This is a genomic window from Stenotrophomonas sp. 57 (assembly GCF_030291075.1).
In the GTDB taxonomy this organism is placed as follows: Bacteria; Pseudomonadota; Gammaproteobacteria; order Xanthomonadales; family Xanthomonadaceae; genus Stenotrophomonas.
In genome coordinates, this window is record NZ_CP127407.1 from 2363199 (window position 1) to 2379290 (window position 16092).

13 protein-coding genes are annotated in these 16092 nt (G+C 67.0%); 4 read left to right on the forward strand and 9 right to left on the reverse strand.

Annotated elements, in window-relative coordinates; all coding sequences use genetic code 11:
- Positions 1-40: 40 nt before the first annotated feature.
- Positions 41-715, forward strand: coding sequence for a response regulator (locus QP512_RS10895; RefSeq protein WP_286068511.1), 675 nt, complete (start codon positions 41-43; stop codon positions 713-715).
- Complete coding sequence (locus QP512_RS10900) at positions 708-2087, forward strand: sensor histidine kinase (protein WP_286068513.1); 1380 nt, start codon at positions 708-710, stop codon at positions 2085-2087. The genes QP512_RS10895 and QP512_RS10900 overlap by 8 nt, the downstream gene beginning before the upstream one ends.
- A 97-nt stretch (positions 2088-2184) precedes the next feature.
- Here QP512_RS10900 and QP512_RS10905 read toward each other — a convergent pair whose 3' ends face one another.
- A complete protein-coding gene (locus tag QP512_RS10905; protein ID WP_286068514.1) occupies positions 2185-4539 on the reverse strand; it encodes a GH92 family glycosyl hydrolase in 2355 nt (784 codons plus the stop codon).
- Between the two features lie 631 nt (positions 4540-5170).
- On the opposite strand from QP512_RS10905, the gene QP512_RS10910 reads away from it, so the two are divergent.
- The gene (locus tag QP512_RS10910; protein WP_286068515.1) at positions 5171-7525 is read left to right on the forward strand and encodes an autotransporter outer membrane beta-barrel domain-containing protein; all 2355 of its coding nucleotides are present in this window, start codon (positions 5171-5173) and stop codon (positions 7523-7525) included.
- Positions 7526-7612: 87 nt separating this feature from the next.
- Here the strand turns inward: QP512_RS10910 and QP512_RS10915 are convergent, their stop codons facing one another.
- Positions 7613-7936: a thioredoxin family protein gene (locus QP512_RS10915; protein WP_286068517.1), complete on the reverse strand. Its 324-nt coding sequence runs from the start codon at positions 7934-7936 to the stop codon at positions 7613-7615.
- A 5-nt stretch (positions 7937-7941) separates the two neighbouring features.
- Complete coding sequence (locus QP512_RS10920; RefSeq protein WP_286068519.1) at positions 7942-8358, reverse strand: host attachment family protein; 417 nt, start codon at positions 8356-8358, stop codon at positions 7942-7944.
- 610 nt (positions 8359-8968) lie between these two features.
- Between QP512_RS10920 and proP the strand changes: the two genes are divergently transcribed.
- Positions 8969-10456 (forward strand): glycine betaine/L-proline transporter ProP, encoded by a 1488-nt coding sequence (gene proP, locus QP512_RS10925; protein WP_286068521.1) that lies wholly within the window; start codon positions 8969-8971, stop codon positions 10454-10456.
- A gap of 97 nt (positions 10457-10553) precedes the next feature.
- Here the strand turns inward: proP and QP512_RS10930 are convergent, their stop codons facing one another.
- The 6 genes from QP512_RS10930 to QP512_RS10955 form a co-directional block, all read right to left on the reverse strand.
- On the reverse strand, positions 10554-11180 hold the full coding sequence (locus QP512_RS10930; RefSeq protein WP_286068522.1) for an AAA family ATPase: 627 nt from the start codon (positions 11178-11180) through the stop codon (positions 10554-10556).
- Positions 11181-11183: 3 nt separating this feature from the next.
- Positions 11184-11525: a type II toxin-antitoxin system prevent-host-death family antitoxin gene (locus tag QP512_RS10935; RefSeq protein WP_286068523.1), complete on the reverse strand. Its 342-nt coding sequence runs from the start codon at positions 11523-11525 to the stop codon at positions 11184-11186.
- Between the two features lie 70 nt (positions 11526-11595).
- Positions 11596-13182 carry a PAS domain-containing protein gene (locus tag QP512_RS10940; RefSeq protein ID WP_286068525.1) on the reverse strand — a complete coding sequence of 529 codons (1587 nt, stop codon included), beginning with the start codon at positions 13180-13182 and terminating at the stop codon, positions 11596-11598.
- A gap of 9 nt (positions 13183-13191) precedes the next feature.
- On the reverse strand, positions 13192-13596 hold the full coding sequence (locus QP512_RS10945) for a response regulator (RefSeq protein ID WP_019337750.1): 405 nt from the start codon (positions 13594-13596) through the stop codon (positions 13192-13194).
- A gap of 136 nt (positions 13597-13732) precedes the next feature.
- Positions 13733-15187 (reverse strand): surface lipoprotein assembly modifier, encoded by a 1455-nt coding sequence (locus tag QP512_RS10950; protein WP_286068527.1) that lies wholly within the window; start codon positions 15185-15187, stop codon positions 13733-13735.
- Between the two features lie 90 nt (positions 15188-15277).
- On the reverse strand, positions 15278-16042 hold the full coding sequence (locus QP512_RS10955) for a Slam-dependent surface lipoprotein (RefSeq protein WP_286068528.1): 765 nt from the start codon (positions 16040-16042) through the stop codon (positions 15278-15280).
- Between the last annotated feature and the right edge of the window lie 50 nt (positions 16043-16092).

Below are 16092 nucleotides of genomic sequence, written 5' to 3' on the forward strand. Positions count from 1 at the left end.
ACTTGCGCCAAACTTGCCCCAACCTTGCACGAAGCTTGCAATGCGAATCCTGCTGATCGAAGACGATGCTGCCCTGGCCGATGGACTGAGCCGCGCCCTGCAGGGCGCCGGTCATCTCTGCGACCACCTCTCGCGCGGGCTGCATGCACCTGCGGCATTGGCTAGTGCGCCGTATGATGTGATGGTGCTGGACCTCTCGCTGCCCGACGTGGACGGGCTCGATCTGCTGTCGCGGCTGCGCAACGATGGCGTCACCCTGCCGGTGTTGATCCTTACCGCACGCGACGGCGTGGAAGACCGCATTCTTGGGCTTGACCGCGGTGGCGACGATTACCTCGCAAAGCCCTTCGCGCTCGGCGAACTGGAAGCGCGCCTGCGGGCGCTGTCACGCCGGCGCAGCGACGCACCGGCACAGAAGCGGCTGGGCCGCTTGTGCTTCGACAGCATCCGCAACGAAGTGCAGGTGGAGGGGCAGCGCGTCGAGCTGACTGCGCGTGAGCTGGCGCTGGTGGAGTCGCTGATGCAGCACCCCGGTCGCACCGTCACCAAGCAGCGCCTGTTCGACGCGTTGTACAGCTGGGACCACGATGCCAACCTGTCGGTGATCGAGGTGCATGTAAGCCGCCTGCGCCGCAAGCTGGAGCAGGCTCGCGCTGGCGTGGGCATCCGCATGCTGCGCGGCCTCGGCTATCGCCTGGAGGCCGGCAGTGACTGAGCGCGTGCACAGCCTGCGTGGCCTGCTGCTGCGCCGCCTGTGGTTGCCGCTGCTGGTGTTGATGCTGTGCAGCGCGGTCGGCTCGTTCGCGCTGGCCCGCTTCTACGCCGGCCAGGTCTACGACCGCTGGCTGCTGGACTCGGCGATGTCCTTGTCCGAGCTGGTTAAAGTCCAGGACGGCCACGCGTCCATCGAGATCACCCCAGCGGTCTCGCGCATGTTCACCTGGGATACCGCCGACGAAGTGCATGGCGAGGTGGTCGATGCCACGGGCGGGCGGCTGTATGGCGATCTGCCCGAGGCCTTGCCGCGTCCAGCGGTCGCCGCCGATGGCAACGACGCGGTCTACTATGATGCACGCCTGCGCGGCCAGGCGGTACGCATGGTGGAAGTGGTGGTCAGCGCCGGGCCCGGCCATGAGATCCGCCTGCGCGTGGCCGAGACATTGCGCAAGCGCCATCGGCTCGAACGCAAACTGTTGATGACCAGCATTCCCTTCCAGGCCGCGATTCTGGCACTCGCTGCATGGCTGGCCTGGTCCGGCACCGGCGCGGCAGCGCGCCACGCCAATCAGGTCGCCCGGCGACTGGCCAGCCCGCGACCGGACCCGCTTGCACCTCTGGACCCGCAGCAGGAGGCACCGCGCGAGCTGTGGCCCGCGGTGGAGGCCTACAACGCCCTGCTGCAGCGGCTGGATGCAATGCAGGCGGCGCAGCGGCGCTTCGTCAGCAATGCCGCGCACCAGCTGCGCACGCCGTTGGCAGCCATGCAGGTGGAGCTGGAAAGTTCGCTGCGCCAGCACGATCCGCAGGCGCAGCAGCTGGCCCTGTCCGGCACCCTGGCTGGGTTGGCACGGCTGCAACACCTCGTCAACCAGTTGCTGATGCTGAGCCGTTCCGAGGATTCGCAGGGCAGCGTGCTGTCGCTGCAACCAGTGGACCTCGCCACGCTTGCCCGGGGCGTGGTCGAACGCTATGCCGACCGCGCGCTGGCCGCAGGCGTGGACCTCGGTTACGACGGCCCGGACGAGGGTATACTGGTGCGGGGTGATCCGCAGCTGTTGCGCGAGGCGCTGGGCAACCTGCTGGACAACGCGTTGCGCTATGGCGCCGTGCGCGGCGTGATTACGCTGGGGCTGCAGCAGGATGCCGGCGGCGTGCAGGTGTGGGTGGACGATGAGGGCCCCGGCATCGCCGAAGCCGAACGCGCGCGCGTCACGGAACGCTTCTACCGCGCCAGCAGCGAAGGCGACGGCTGTGGGTTGGGACTGGCGATCGTGGCCGAGATCGCGCAACGGCATGGCGCGGCGTTGGCGATCGGTACCGCCCCCATCGGCGGCGCGCGGGTGGGATTGCGGTTCCGCGCCCTGTAGAGCCGAGCCCATGCTCGGCTGCTTCTGGCGCAGTGCCTGAGCCGAGCGTGGGCTCGGCTCTACAGATCCCGCCGCCGGACGTGGCCCGGCGCTACCGTTACGGCGTTGACATCGAATACGGTGCCTGTGCGCCCTGCCCCGGCCAATCCTTGTTGGGCTCGGCCTGCATGCTGAAACGCAGTTCGCCACCGGCCATGATCTCGTCGTGGCGCAGGAAGGTGCGCTGCAGCGGCTTGCCGTTGAGGCTCACACTGCCGACATAGGTGTGCGCTTCGTCCAGCCCATCGGCCACGATGGTGAAGGTCTTGCCGTTGGGCAGGCGCATGGTGGCCTTCGGCAGGAACGGGCGGCCCAGGATGTATTCGCCCGAACCCGGCGCCACCGGGTAGAAGCCCAGCGCGGTGAACACGTACCACGCCGACATCTGGCCCACGTCATCATTGCCGGCCAGGCCATCGGGGCGATCGGCGTACTGGGTGTCCATGATCTGCTTCAGGCGTGCCTGCGTGCGCCACGGCTGGCCAGCGTACGAGTACAGGTAGGCCACGTGGTGGCTGGGCTCGTTGCCGTGCGCGTACCAGCCGATCAGGCCGGTGATGTCTTCCATGTGCTCGAAGATGGACGGATCGACTTTGGCGTTGAACACCTCGTCGAGTCGCGCCAGCAGCTTGTCGCTGCCGCCGTGCGCTGCGGCCAGCCCGGCCACGTCCTGCGGCACGTACCAGGAATACTGCCAGGCATTGCCTTCGGTGTAGTCGGTGCCGTAACCGCTGGCACTCGGGTCGAACGGCGTGCGGAAGCTGCCATCGCGCTTGCGCGCGCGCATGAAGCCGGTGTCCTTGTCGAACGCATTGCGCCAGTTGCCGGCACGCTTGTCGAAGGTGGTGGCGACGTCGGTCTTGCCCATCGCCTGCGCCATGCGCGCGATGGTCCAGTCATCGAAGGCATATTCCAGCGTCTTGCTGGCGGCCTCGCCCTCCTCGTCGATCGGCACGTAGCCCAGCTCGCGATACTGCGCGATGCCGTCGTAGGGACCGTAGTTGGCCGTCTCGACCATGGCCTTCAGCGCCTTGTCGGCGTCGAAGCCACGGATGCCCTTGACGTAGGCATCGGCGATCACCGGCACCGCGTGGTAGCCGATCATGCACCAGTCTTCCAGGCCGTGGAACGACCACACCGGCAGCATGCCGTAGGGGCTGTGGTGGTGGTGGGCCAGCATCGAGTTGATGAAATCGCTGTTGCGCTTCTCAGGCTGTACCAGGGTCAGCAAGGGATGCAGGGCGCGGTAGGTATCCCACAGCGAGAAGGTCGAGTAGTTGGTGTAGCCCTCGGCCTTGTGCACGGCATTGTCGGCGCCGCGATACTGGCCGTCGGCATCCATGAACAGCGTCGGCCCCAGCAGAGTATGGTACAGCGCGGTGTAGGCGCTGCGGCGCGCATGTTCGGGTGCGTCGATGTCGAGCGCCGACAGCGCCTTGGTCCACTCCTGCTTCGCCTGCGCACGCACATGGTCGAAGTCGAAGTCGGCCACTTCTGCGTCGAGATTGGCGATGGCGCCGGCCTCGCTGGCCGGCGAGATCGCGACCTTCACGATCAGCGGCGCGTCCAGCTTGCCGAAATCGAAGGTGCCGACCAGCTGCCGGCCCTCGATCTGTGCCCGCTGCTTCGGGTCCTTCTCACCCGGTGGCGCGAAGCCCTTGTAGACGATGTCCTGCTCGGTGCTGTGCAGCGCGTGGCTGGCCAGCGGCCGCGAGAAGCGCATCGCGAAATACAGCTGGCGGCCGGCCGCCCAGCCGCGCGTTTCGCGGAAACCGGTGACCGTGCCGTCGTCGCGAACGCGCACCCGCGACCACAGGATCTTGCCCGGGTAGTCGTACATGCTGGTGCGCATGTCCAGCAGCATCTTCGCGTCGGCACCCTTGGGGAAGGTATAGCGATGCACGCCGACGCGGGCGCTGGTGGTCAACTCGGCGCGCACCTTGTAATCGTCGAGGGTGACAGCGTAGTAGCCCGGCTCGGCCTTCTCGTCGTCATGGCGGAAGCGCGAGGCATAGCCGCTGCGCGGCTTTTCCGGATCGCCGCGTTCCAGGCCGGGCTCGCCCGTGAACGGCATCACCAGGATGTCGCCCAGATCCGAGTGGCCGGTGCCGGAGAAATGCGTGTGCGAGAAGCCGACGATGCTGCTGTCGTCGTAGCGGTACCCGGCTGCCCAGCCATAGGCCTTCTCGCGCGGCTGGATGCGCGTGTCCGGGCTGAGCTGGACCATGCCGAACGGCACGGTTGCGCCCGGGTAGGTATGCCCTTCCCCGCCGGTGCCGATGAAGGGATCGACCGCGGCATAGGCCTTGTCGGCGGCGGTCTTGGCGGGAGCGGCAGCGGCGACGCCGGTGGCGAGCATCGCCCCGGCGGCGACAGCGATAAGGAGACGACGGTCCAGCGTAGGCATCGGCATTTGGATCGATTCAGGTGGTGTCGGGATCGTAGCGCCCGAACCGGCGTGGCCGCATGTTGCGGTGCAGCTGAATGAACGCCGTCGCGCGGCGGCGCGTCGGCTGCGGAATGCAATTAATTGAATGGAATACAGCCCGGGAGCGGACGAAACTGTCGCCCTGCCGTAAGCGACAGCAATGCTTTGTGGCGCCACTGATTGACGCAATGGAGTCGATTCCCCGTCGCTAAACGCCTTTACGTTTCACGCTCATTTCACGGCGGATCCGCATGTTGCTAACGCTGACGAAGTGAATGCGCAGTTCCTGGAGTTTCCCCTCAAAGGAGTCTGTCATGCAGACCGCCGTTCGCAGTGCCCTCCGTCAACGCGCCACTGGCGCCCTGCTGTCAATCACTCCCTGGCCGTGCGCGTGCCTTACGGCCAGGCTCATGCAGCGTGCCCCGCGCACCGACCCCGTCGCCCGTACGGACGGCAGCGCCGCTATCGTCCCCCAGCCGGACTGATCCGCGGCCCACTGCACGTCTTGGTGGCGGACCGGCCGCCGACGTCTGCCCTCTTGTGCCTTTCGATGCCGCGACGCGTCGTCGTGCACGCACGCCTCCCATCTGGAATCCATCCCTACTGGAGTTCTCCAATGATGCCTACTACCGCCAACACCCTCTCCATCGCCATTTCGGCCAGCCTGCTGCTGGTAGCCGGTGCTGGCCACGGCGCCTCACTGGGCCCTGGCCAATCCGCAACGGTGCAGCCAGGCGATGCCGCCCAGACGTGGACCATGAATGGCGCCCGTCTTGAGGTGCGCCCCGGCGGGCAGACGCTGCAGATCGTTGCACAAAGTTCTTCGAACGTGATTCTGGATGGAGCGCAGGTTTCTTCCTCAGGACCCGACATTGCTGTTGACCTGCTCAACAGCAACGCTGAAATCAGTGATACGACGATTGCGAACAGCGTGGGTCGCGCGCTTTCGCTGGGCCACCTCGGCGTCGGCGGGTCACCACCAGCTTCCACGGCGACGATCCGGCGCAGCACGCTGACGGGGCTGGGTCTGGGGGCGAGCGTCACTTCGGATGGTCCCACTCAACGGGCAGTTCTTGTCCTGGACGCAACGCGTGCCGAGGGACTGGCCGACGTCGGCAACGTCGGGCCACTGGCCGGCAATGGTCTGCTGCTGATCGGAACTGCCGATATCGACATCCAGAACGGCAGCACGGTCATCGGCGCCCAGAATGGCATCTACGCCATTGATACCGACGTGGGCGGCGCCTCGGAAATGAACATCGACAGCTCCCGGGTAGAGGGCCGTACTGCGGCCGCCATCCACGTTGCTCCCTCGCGTGGTGCAGGTTATCCGCCCTCGAACGTGGTCTTCAATGTACGCAACAACAGCCAACTGGTCGGTGGAGATGGCAACCTGCTCTCCGTCGAAGCGTCTGACGCGACGATCGGCCTGAACGTCGACAATTCACGCCTGACCGGAAACATCATCAACACCGTCGGTAGCACGATCGAGGTTGCTTTGCGCAACGGTGCCAGCCTGACCGGCACCACGCGCGACATCACCTCGATGGCACTGGACAGCGCCCGCTGGCAGCTTTCTGACAACAGCAGCACCGGCAGCCTGTCTCTGGGCAGTGGCAGCGAACTGGTGCTGGGCGACGGCTCCGCCTTCCACACCCTCAACGTGTCCGGCAGCTTCACCGGCAACGACGGCACCCTCCTGTTCAACACCGTGCTGGCCGGCGACGATGCTGCCAGCGACAAGCTGATCATCGGCGGCGACACCAGCGGCACCGCCAACGTGCGCGTCAACAACGTCGGCGGCGCAGGTGCGCAGACGGTCAACGGCATCCAGCTGATCACCGTAGGCGGCGCCTCCAACGGCCAGTTCAACCTGGCAGGGCGCGCCGTGGGTGGCCAGTATGAGTACTTCCTGCACAAGGGCTCCGGCACCGATGGCAACTGGTACCTGCGTTCGGTGCTGCCCACCGCGCCGGACCCGTGCGAGGTCGATCCGAGCCTGCCCGAGTGCAACCCGGTACTGCCGGGCCCGGGCCCGGATCCCGACCCGGTGCTGCGCCCCGAGCCCGGCGCCTACCTGGCCAACCTGCAGGCCGCGCAGACGATGTTCCGCCTCGGCTACCACGATCGCCATGCTGGACAGAATGCGGGGCGCGCGTGGGCCCGCGTGGACGGTTCGCGCAACGGCTTCGATGCGGTCAGCCAGCAGCTGGACATCCGCGGCAACAGCCAGGCCCTGACCGTCGGCGCCGATCTGTGGCGCGCCGACACTGGCAGCAGCGTCGGCGTGATGCTGTCCACCGGCAACGCCAGCAGCACCTCCACCAACGAGCTGACCGGCTACTACGCCCGCGGCAAGGTGAAGGGCGAGGCGCTGGGCCTGTATGGCACGTGGCGCGGCGGCAATGGCGCCGATCCGTATGCGGGATTCTACGTGGATGGCTCTGTGCAGCGTGCGCAGTTCCGCAACCGTGTGGAAGGCATCGGTCTGGCCACCGAACGCTACGACAGCCGCGCCTGGCAGGGTGCGGTGGAGACCGGCTATGCCTTCCGCGTGGGCGGTGCCAGCAACGGCGGCATCTATCTGGAACCGCAGTTGCAGGTGGGCTACAGCCGCTGGGATGACTATCGCCACACCGAAACCAACGGCACCGTGGTCGGTGCCGAGAATGCCGATGGCCTGTTCGGGCGCGCCGGCGTGCGCCTGTCCGGCGTGACCCACTGGGGCAATGGTGTTGCCGAAGTGCAGCCCTACTTGGCCGCCAATTGGCTGCATACCCGCGCCGAGTCGCAGATCAGCATGGACGGCGAGGTGGTGGATGCACGCATCCCGCGCAGCCGCGGCGAGTTCAGTTTCGGTGCTTCGGTGAAGTTCGGCAGCGGTGTGGGCATCTGGGCCGGGATCGCGCGGCAGCAGGGCCAGGGCTACCACCAGACCAGCGCGCAGCTGGGGGTGAATTACCGCTGGTGAGGCGTATGGACATCGGGCCGTCGCACGGAGGCGGCGGCCGGTGGAAGGCCTGCATGTGGTGCCGGCCAATGGCCGGCACTCCCTGTTTCAATCCGGGAGCGCGGCCGCCAGGCTCTGGAGGTCGGCCATGGTCTGCGGCCTCACTACACGGGCGACTTCGGTACCGTCATGCAGCAGCACGGCCGTAGGCCACAGCTTGACCTTGAATGCGCGACCCAGCGGCCGGCCTTTGCCGTCCTCAATCTTCAGGTGCAGCAGTTCGTGTGCATCCACGAACTGCTGCAGTGCCGGCTGTGCGGCCTGACAGTGACCGCACCACGGGGCGCCGAATTCCAGCAGCAACCACCCCGGGATGCCCTCGACATCCGCCAGCGGCGGCTCAACGGCGGCGTGGTCGCGCTGGAACGGCATGGCCGTCAGGCGGCCAGAGCGCGCTGGATATCATCCAGCGGGGCGTTGGTCAGATCCTTGGCCAGATCGTGCAACAAACGTGCCTGCGCTTCCTTGTGCAGCAGCGGACGAATGCGGCCCAGCGTGGTCGGGTCGGCCACCAGCACGAAATGCGCATAGCGGCCATGCAGTGCGTCGTCGTTGATCTGCTCGGCCACCTGCTTTGCAAACGTGGCCTCGTTCAACTGCGACGGTGACATGTCCGGCGGTACCGAGCCCGATGGGCCCTGGCCCGACACGCTTTCGGCGCTCAGGTCCTGCAGCGTCAGCTCGCCCTGCTGCTTGAGGGTCAGCGTGTGGTCGCTGCCGACGTTGGTGAAGACACGCGCAGAGCCGCCGTCGGCCACGATGATCAAGGTACCTTCTGGAATGCGTTGGGTCATGGTCTGCTCCTGTGGTGTGCAGGTCAACCGTAGAAGCGCGTTTGTCATCAGCGTGACCACGCGCCGTGGATGCGGCGTCATCGTGTTCATCCTGCGGGCGAAACACGTGGAAAACCGCGCGGAACACCGGGTCCGGTCGCGCCCGCTTCGCTGCACGCTCACGGCGGTGCCGGTATGATGGCGTGATGATCGACACGAAGCACTACGTACCGGGTGTACCAGTTGCGTGGGAAGCACTGCCGACCGGCGCTTCGCTTTCCACGCCTGCACCCGCCCTGGAACTCCACTGCCGCGCACTGGATCCTGGCGGATGACACCCGCAGGGCCTTGGTCCGCCTGACCCCTCGGCGCACCTGCCCCGCACTCTCCTGACTGCAGCTGACTGCAGCGCCTGCCGCGCCACTGCCAGCGGTGCCGGAGCATGGCATCGCGCGTTTTCACTGCGCAGGCAGTGCCTGGCCGTGCCCGGCGTCCGCCGGCGCGCATTTCCGGCCGTGATGGCCCACCACTCCGATGCCCTGCGCCTGTTGCGCCAGCATCGCCGTTTCCGATTTCCGGGACACACCACACCGCCCCATTCCCCACACACCACGCTACCAAGGGAGCCCCCATGCAGGACACACCCGAGGCACACGCCCATTTCGGCTGGTTCAAGCGCCGCCGCCACCTGAAGGTCGACGAGATCACCGTTGTCGACAAGCCCATGCTCAAGCGCGCCGTCGGCGCTGCCGCACTGGGCAATGCCATGGAGTGGTTCGACTTCGGTGTCTACGGCTATCTGGCCGTCACCATCGGCCAGGTGTTCTTCCCGTCCAGCAACCCCACTGCACAGGTGATTGCAGCGTTCGCCACGTTCACCGTGGCATTCCTGGTGCGGCCGCTGGGTGGACTGGTCTTCGGCCCGCTGGGCGACCGCTACGGGCGGCAGAAGGTACTGGCGTTCACCATGATCCTGATGGCGCTCGGCACCTTCTCCATCGGCCTCATTCCTTCGTACGAGCGCATCGGCATCTGGGCCCCGGTGCTGTTGCTGCTGGCGCGCGTGGTGCAGGGCTTTTCCACCGGCGGTGAATATGGTGGCGCGGCGACCTTCATCGCCGAGTACTCCACCGACCGCAACCGCGGGTTGATGGGCAGCTGGCTCGAATTCGGCACGCTGGGCGGCTACATCGCCGGCGCCGGCACCGTGACCGCACTGCACATGTTGCTGAGCAGCGGGCAGATGCTGGACTGGGGCTGGCGCATTCCGTTCCTGGTGGCCGGTCCGCTGGGCCTGCTGGGCCTGTACATGCGCATGAAGCTGGAAGAGACGCCGGCATTCCGCGCCTTCGCCGAAGAAGCCGAGAAGCGCGAACATGATCGCCCCGGGTTGGCTGCGCTGTTCCAGGTGCATGGCCGCCAGCTGCTGGTGTGCATGGGCCTGGTGCTGGTGTTCAACGTCACCGACTACATGCTGCTGACCTACATGCCCAGCTACCTCAGCGTCACCATGGGCTATGCCGAGAGCAAGGGGCTGCTGCTGATCATCATCGTGATGCTGGTGATGATGCCGTTGAACATCGTCGGCGGGCTGTTCAGTGACCGGCTCGGCCGCCGCCCGATGATCATCGGCGCCTGCATCGCGCTGCTGGTGCTGGCCGTGCCGTGCCTGCTGCTGGTGGGCAGCGGTAATGACTGGCTGATCTTCCTGGGCCTGATGTTGCTGGGCCTGGCGCTGGTGTGCTTCACCAGTTCGATGCCGTCCACGCTGCCGGCGTTGTTCTATACGCCGGTGCGCTACAGCGCGCTGTCGATTGCGTTCAATGTGTCAGTGTCGTTGTTCGGTGGCACGACGCCACTGGTCACCGCATGGCTGGTGGAGCGTACCAGCGATCCACTGGTGCCGGCGTACTACCTGATGGGCGCGGCGGTGGTCGGGCTGGTGACCATGCTGTTCGTGAAGGAGACCGCCGGCCTGCCGCTGCGCGGCTCACCGCCGGCGGTGGGCAGCGAGAAGGAAGCAGCGGCGTTGCTGAAGAGCGATGTGCCGGTGACAGTGGACCCCGCATTGCCGCCGCTGCCGGAAGATGGCGAACCGCAGGCGGAACGTTCCGTGTAGAGCCGAGCCCGCGCTCGGCTGCATTCCCGGCATTGAGCCGAGCATGGACTCGTCGCTGCAAGCAAGCGGCGATACCGCATCCACGCATGGCGTTGGACTACCGGGCGGTGTCCAACGCCATCGCGCGCATGACGATGGGCTTGGCCCAGTCCGGCGTGTGCAGCAGTTCGGCCACCGACACCGGATACTGCAGCTGGCCATGCGCCATCGCCAGTACCGGCAGTGGCTCGGCGCACCCGGCGGCGTCAGCCGGCGCGCTGTTGTCGTAGACGTGAAGCTCGGCCAGGTGCGGCAACAGTTCCAGCAGGTTCTCGCGCGCCGAATCGAAGCGGGCGTGGATCTTGTCCACCGGAATATCATGGCCACCGGCGGCCACCCGCGCTGCAACACGGGCGATATGCAGGTCCACCGTAGCCAGGCCGCAGAACCAGATCGCCACGTGATGGTGTTCACAGGCCTCACGCAGCAGGCGCGGAATGGTGTTTCCGCCCAGCGTGGTCTCGAACGCGAAGTCGGTGCCATCGGCCATGGCCTGGCGCAGGCGGCGGGTGCCTTCCTGCCACGCCTCGGCATTGGCCTCGGGCAGCGGCCAGCCGGTCTCCACCAGGCGACGGGTAAAGGAATCAGGATTGAACCAGCTCAGCCCTTCGGCTTCCAGCCAGGTACCGAGCAACGAACTCTTGCCGGCGCCGTTGACGCCGGCAAGCACCAGGATCCTTCCCATCGGTCAGAGCGGACGGCCGAGGGTGACCTTGCGACCGCGGCGGATCGGCCCGCCCAACACCTTGCCCAGCCCCTCCCCGCGCTGCAGGCCGGCCAGGGTCTGGTCGAATTCACCGCGCAGGCGCAGCAGCTCTTCGCTGCGCTCACCGGCATCACTGCCGGCGGCTTTGGCCAGCAGCTCCTGGTAGGTGCGGATGTCCACGATCACCGCTTCGGGGTGATTGTGGTTGGTGATGACCAACGCCTGCTTCTCGCGCACGGTTCGCATCAGGCTCGGCCAGCCGCGGGTCTTCACCGACGAGGCCGGGGCCTTTTCGAGGCCAGGTAGATCCAGCGGCAGGGTCATGGCACGGCTCCAGGCAGGGTGGATGACGGCCACTATACCCAATTTGGCCAAATTGGGGATAAATCCCTTTTCACCCCGGCGCCCCAGCGTCCGGGGCGTCGGTCTGCAGCAGGCTGTCGCGCTCGCGCAGCGGAAAGCGGATCCAGGCATCCAGCCCTTGCGGGGCAAAGCGCAGCTCGCCGCTGCCGGCCAGTTCATACGAAATGCGCTGCTCGATCAACGCCCGGCCCAGGCCACGCTGCCGCGGCATCTCCCAGCCCTCCACCTCGGCATGGCGCTCGCACCAGTGCAGGCCCAGCCACGGCTGCCCGTCCTGCACCTGCAGCTGCCAGCAGACCTCGATCCGGCCGTCCTCGCAGGTCAATGCGCCATGCCGGAGTGCGTTGGCGACCAGCTCATGGATGGCCAGCGACAGCACTTCAGCCGCCTTCGGTGGCAACAGCACGTCCTCGCCCCGCAGCTGATAGACGGCGCCCGCCGGAGCCTGTGCCGCGATTTCCTGGTCGAGCATGCCGCGCAGGCAGACCCCTGCATTGGCGCCGCGGGTCAGCAGGCTCTGCGTGCGTGCCAGTGACATCAGCCGTCCGCACAGGCGCTCGGCATACTCGTCCACGCTGCCGACGGTCGCACGCGTGCGCCAGGCAATGGCGTGGATGGTGGACATGATGTTGCGAACGCGATGCTGCAGTTCGGCCAGCAGTACCGCCTGGCGCTCGGTCGCACGCTTGAGATCGTCGATATCCACCGCAATGGCGAACACCCCGGTCACCTCGCCCTCGGCATCGCGCAGCGGCGCAGCGGCGACGCGGGTCCAACGGGCGCGCCCATCGTCATGGATGAACTGGAATTCGAGGCCGGGGACCACCGTCTCCCCCCGCAGGGCGCGGGCAATGGCGAAGTCGTGGGATTCGATGCGCGAACCGTCCGGATGCGTACCCTGCCAGCGGTAGTGGTTCGGCAGATCGGTGGAGGGCACCTTGCCGGTGGGAAGATAGGTCCGCATCCGGTCGTTGGACAGCTGCAGTCGGCCGTCGGCGTCGACAATGCAGACACCCACCGGCAGTACCTTGAAGGCCAGCGCCAAGCGGTGGTCACTCTCGCGGCGCTTCTGCTCCTCGCGCTCGCGGGCTGCCTGCGCGACATGCGCGGCCGTTGTCTCGAACATGGTTACCAGCACGCCGTTGATGCAACCCTCTTCTCCACGGATCGGGCTGTAGGTGATGGTGAACCAGACATCCTCCAACCGCCCCCGCCGCGCCAGCGGATAGAGCTTGTCCTCATAGGTGATGGTCTCGCCCTGCCACACACGCTGGTAGATCGGGCCGTTGATGTGCCAGACCTCGGGCCAGCATTCGCGCGTGGGCTGGCCAAGACCTCCAGGATGCTTGTCGGCAAGGATCTCGGCATAGCCGTCGTTGTAGAGCTGCACCAGCTGCTCGCCCCACAGCACGATCATCGGGAAGCCGTGGGCCAGCATCAGGTCGACGGTGGCGCGCAGGTGCGGCGGCCATCGGTCGATCGCACCCAGTGGCGTGGCTGACCAGTCGTGGCGGGCAATGCGGGCGGCCATGCCATCGTGGCGCGCATGCAGGCGCGGCGCAGGTGGCCCCCCGCCACGCAGCTTGGCGGCGTGGATGCCTTCGGGACGGCGCGACATGCCGCGCAATCAGGCGATGCCCGCAGAGACCTGCGGCGCCGCCACCAGCCCGGCCAGCTGCTGCACCAGGGTTTCGATGTGATAGGGCTTGGTACAGCGCGGCGCGCTGGCGAAGCGGCTGGGCAGGTTGTCGTCGTAACCGGAGGTCAGCAGGAAGGGCGTACCGGCCTCGGCCAGCCGATCGGCCAGCGGATACACCTGCTCACCGCCCAGGTTGATGTCCAGCAATGCCACATCGATGGGATGGGTATCGACCAGCTGCCCCAGCGCCTGCAGGTCACCGGCAGGCCCCACCACCTGTGCGCCTTTAAGCTCCAGATAGTCGACCAGGAACATCGCGATGGCGAATTCATCCTCCGCCACCAGTACACGCAGCCCTTTCAGGCCCTCTGGCTTGTTGCCCGCTTCCAGCACGACCGGCGCTCCTCGATACACGCGGCCCACCTCTGCCGCAACGCCCGCAGGATGCGCGAACAGGGCTACAAGAGCGCGTGATGATGGATGAAGATCGCGACCACGGCACGTTCACCGCCGCGTTGCAACGGCGCGTTCAGAAGGCCCGTTCCCACTTCAGGCTCAGCAGGCTGCGCTCGTGGCTGTACAGCCAGCCGACGTTGCTGTCGACGCGCGCGTAGCGCAGGCTCAGGCTGGGTACCAGCCCGGCCACGGCCAGGCGCTCGCTGCGGACGATGGCGATCAGGTTCTGCTCGCTGTCCTGGCGACGCGCTTCCAGCAGCGGGCTCCACGCGTCATAGTCGCGCTCGCGCAACGAGGCGAACACGGTGGCGGTGGTGCCGCTCCACTGGCGTGCCACGCCCAGCCGAAGACCGCGTTGGCGGTAGCCGTTGGCCGGGTCGGCAGCGTTGCTGTCGGTCACATCCAACCCGGCGAAGACCGTCCAGCGTGGATTGAGCGCCCGGAACCAGGTGGCATACACCGATGCCAGCTCGCCGTCGTAGTTGCTGGCCAGGCCGTGCTGGCGATAGCGCTGGCGCTTCCAGTCAGCCTCCAGCTTGAGCAGGCTGCGTGCATCCAGGGCGTACTGCCATTCCGCGTGCACGCCACTGCCGCCCTGCAGCGCATGGTTGCCCAGGCCCTGGTAGTCATAGCTGGGGGCGAGCATCACGGTCTGCCGTGCACTACGCCAGCTGTAACCCGCCTGCACGTTGGCATTGAGCTCGTTGTACGCACTGTGCCCGCGCCATGCCTGACCGAAGGCGAGACCGCGTACGTACAGTCCATGATGCCCGCCCAGCACCCAGCGCCGTTCCAGGCTGGCGTCGTAGTCGAGGCCCCCCGCGCGCTGGGCGTCGGGCAGTTTCCGTTCGATGATGCAGGCGTCGCCCACGCCGAACAGGCAGGTGCGACTGGCCGAGCTGCGGTTGATGTTGTCGCTCCAGGCGGGCCCGGCCGCGACCGCTCCCTTCCAGCGTTGCCGTGCCTGCAGCGCCGCCAGATAGCCGTCGACGCGCGCACGCACGCCGGCCGTGGCAGGGTCGTCGCCATCGATGCCAGAGACGATCGCGCGAAACAGCGCCGTGGCCTCGCGGTCGCGCTGGTCTTCGGCAAAGACACGCGCCAGTTCCAGTCGCGCTGGCAGAAAGTCCGGCTGCGCGGTCAACAGCGCCCCGTACTCACGGGCCGCACGATGATGATCGCCGGTCACCCGGGCCAGCGCGCCCTGCGCATAGTGGCGCAGAAGCGGGTCATGGCCGGGAAGCTCGATGTATTCGTCCAGGAACGCGGCGGCGGCCTGCCATTGCTGGTGCTGCAACGACAGGTACAGGGCCTGGCCGAGGTCATCCACGGTGCGCTCCACGCGCAGGGTCTGGCCGTCGATGGTGATGGTCGGCCGTTGCGATTCGGCCTGCTGCAGGCGTTGCTGGTCCTGCCGCTGGCGGCGTAGTTCGCTGCCCTGTTCCAGCACACGGCGCAGGTCGTCCTGCTGGGCGCGCACATCGGCGGCGGCCAGCAGCAGAACGACCAGGAAGATGGGGTGGCGCATGGTCGATCCGTGGTGGGGCGTACAACGGGCCGAAGCAGGGACTGGCGGATCGCGGCTTGTCCCTGCCCTGCCCCGTCAGGGGCGTGGCGATCAGTTCTTGCTGCCGCCGAAGGCGGTGTCGTACTGGCTGTTGCCGCTGAAGGTGGCAATACCGGCCAGGGTGGCCGCGTTGGCGCCGAAGAACTGGCCCTGGGTGATGCCGGCAACGCTGCCATTGGCGGTGGCGGTGCCCGCGAACGAGGCGTTGGCGCTGCTGATGTTGGCGTTGACGCTGATCGCCAGGCCACCACCGGTCAGGCCACCGAGCAGCGTGCCGTTTCCGAAGTTGGCGCGGAAGGTGCCCGACAGCAGGTTGCTGCCGTTGAACTTGTTCAGGCCCGCCACGCTGTAGGTGGCCACACCGGCCGGCAGCGTGGTGCCGGCGCGATCACCGACGAAGTAGACCTGCCGGTTGTTGAAACCACCGGCGGCGCCATCCTTGGACCACTCGCCGAACCACACATCGCCGCTGCCGACCTTGACGAAGTTGAAGTGGCCCATGCCCGAATGGCTGCCCGGCGCGCCGGTGATCGGCATGGCCACGGTGCGCACGGTGGTGCCGTTGACCGTGGTCGGCACCGAGTACGCCGACAGGCCCTGGAAGTCGACACGGCGGGCGCCGGAGACGGTGCCGACGCCGATGCCGGCCTTGCCAGCCTGGTGCGGGCCGCCGTTGACCTGCGATTCACCGACGGCGACGTACAGCTCGGCATCGGTCACCGGGCTGGCTGCGCCCACGATATCGGCTGCCTGCGCGGCACCGGCCAGGGCGAGGGTTGCCGCAACGGCGAGAACCGAACGGGAAATCATCTTCATGGTATTGCTCCTTGGGTTGAGGGAACTACGGGTACAGCACGTGAAACGGA

Bases quoted from the DNA above. Each gene is read 5' to 3' on its own strand.
- QP512_RS10895 (WP_286068511.1), top strand. From the start codon at position 41: ATGCGAATCCTGCTGATCGAAGACGATGCTGCCCTGGCCGATGGACTG.
- QP512_RS10905 (WP_286068514.1), bottom strand. From the start codon at position 4,539: ATGCCGATGCCTACGCTGGACCGTCGTCTCCTTATCGCTGTCGCCGCC.
- QP512_RS10910 (WP_286068515.1), top strand. From the start codon at position 5,171: ATGATGCCTACTACCGCCAACACCCTCTCCATCGCCATTTCGGCCAGC.
- QP512_RS10915 (WP_286068517.1), bottom strand. From the start codon at position 7,936: ATGCCGTTCCAGCGCGACCACGCCGCCGTTGAGCCGCCGCTGGCGGAT.
- QP512_RS10920 (WP_286068519.1), bottom strand. From the start codon at position 8,358: ATGACCCAACGCATTCCAGAAGGTACCTTGATCATCGTGGCCGACGGC.
- proP (WP_286068521.1), top strand. From the start codon at position 8,969: ATGCAGGACACACCCGAGGCACACGCCCATTTCGGCTGGTTCAAGCGC.
- QP512_RS10930 (WP_286068522.1), bottom strand. From the start codon at position 11,180: ATGGGAAGGATCCTGGTGCTTGCCGGCGTCAACGGCGCCGGCAAGAGT.
- QP512_RS10935 (WP_286068523.1), bottom strand. From the start codon at position 11,525: ATGACCCTGCCGCTGGATCTACCTGGCCTCGAAAAGGCCCCGGCCTCG.
- QP512_RS10940 (WP_286068525.1), bottom strand. From the start codon at position 13,182: ATGTCGCGCCGTCCCGAAGGCATCCACGCCGCCAAGCTGCGTGGCGGG.
- QP512_RS10950 (WP_286068527.1), bottom strand. From the start codon at position 15,187: ATGCGCCACCCCATCTTCCTGGTCGTTCTGCTGCTGGCCGCCGCCGAT.
- QP512_RS10955 (WP_286068528.1), bottom strand. From the start codon at position 16,042: ATGAAGATGATTTCCCGTTCGGTTCTCGCCGTTGCGGCAACCCTCGCC.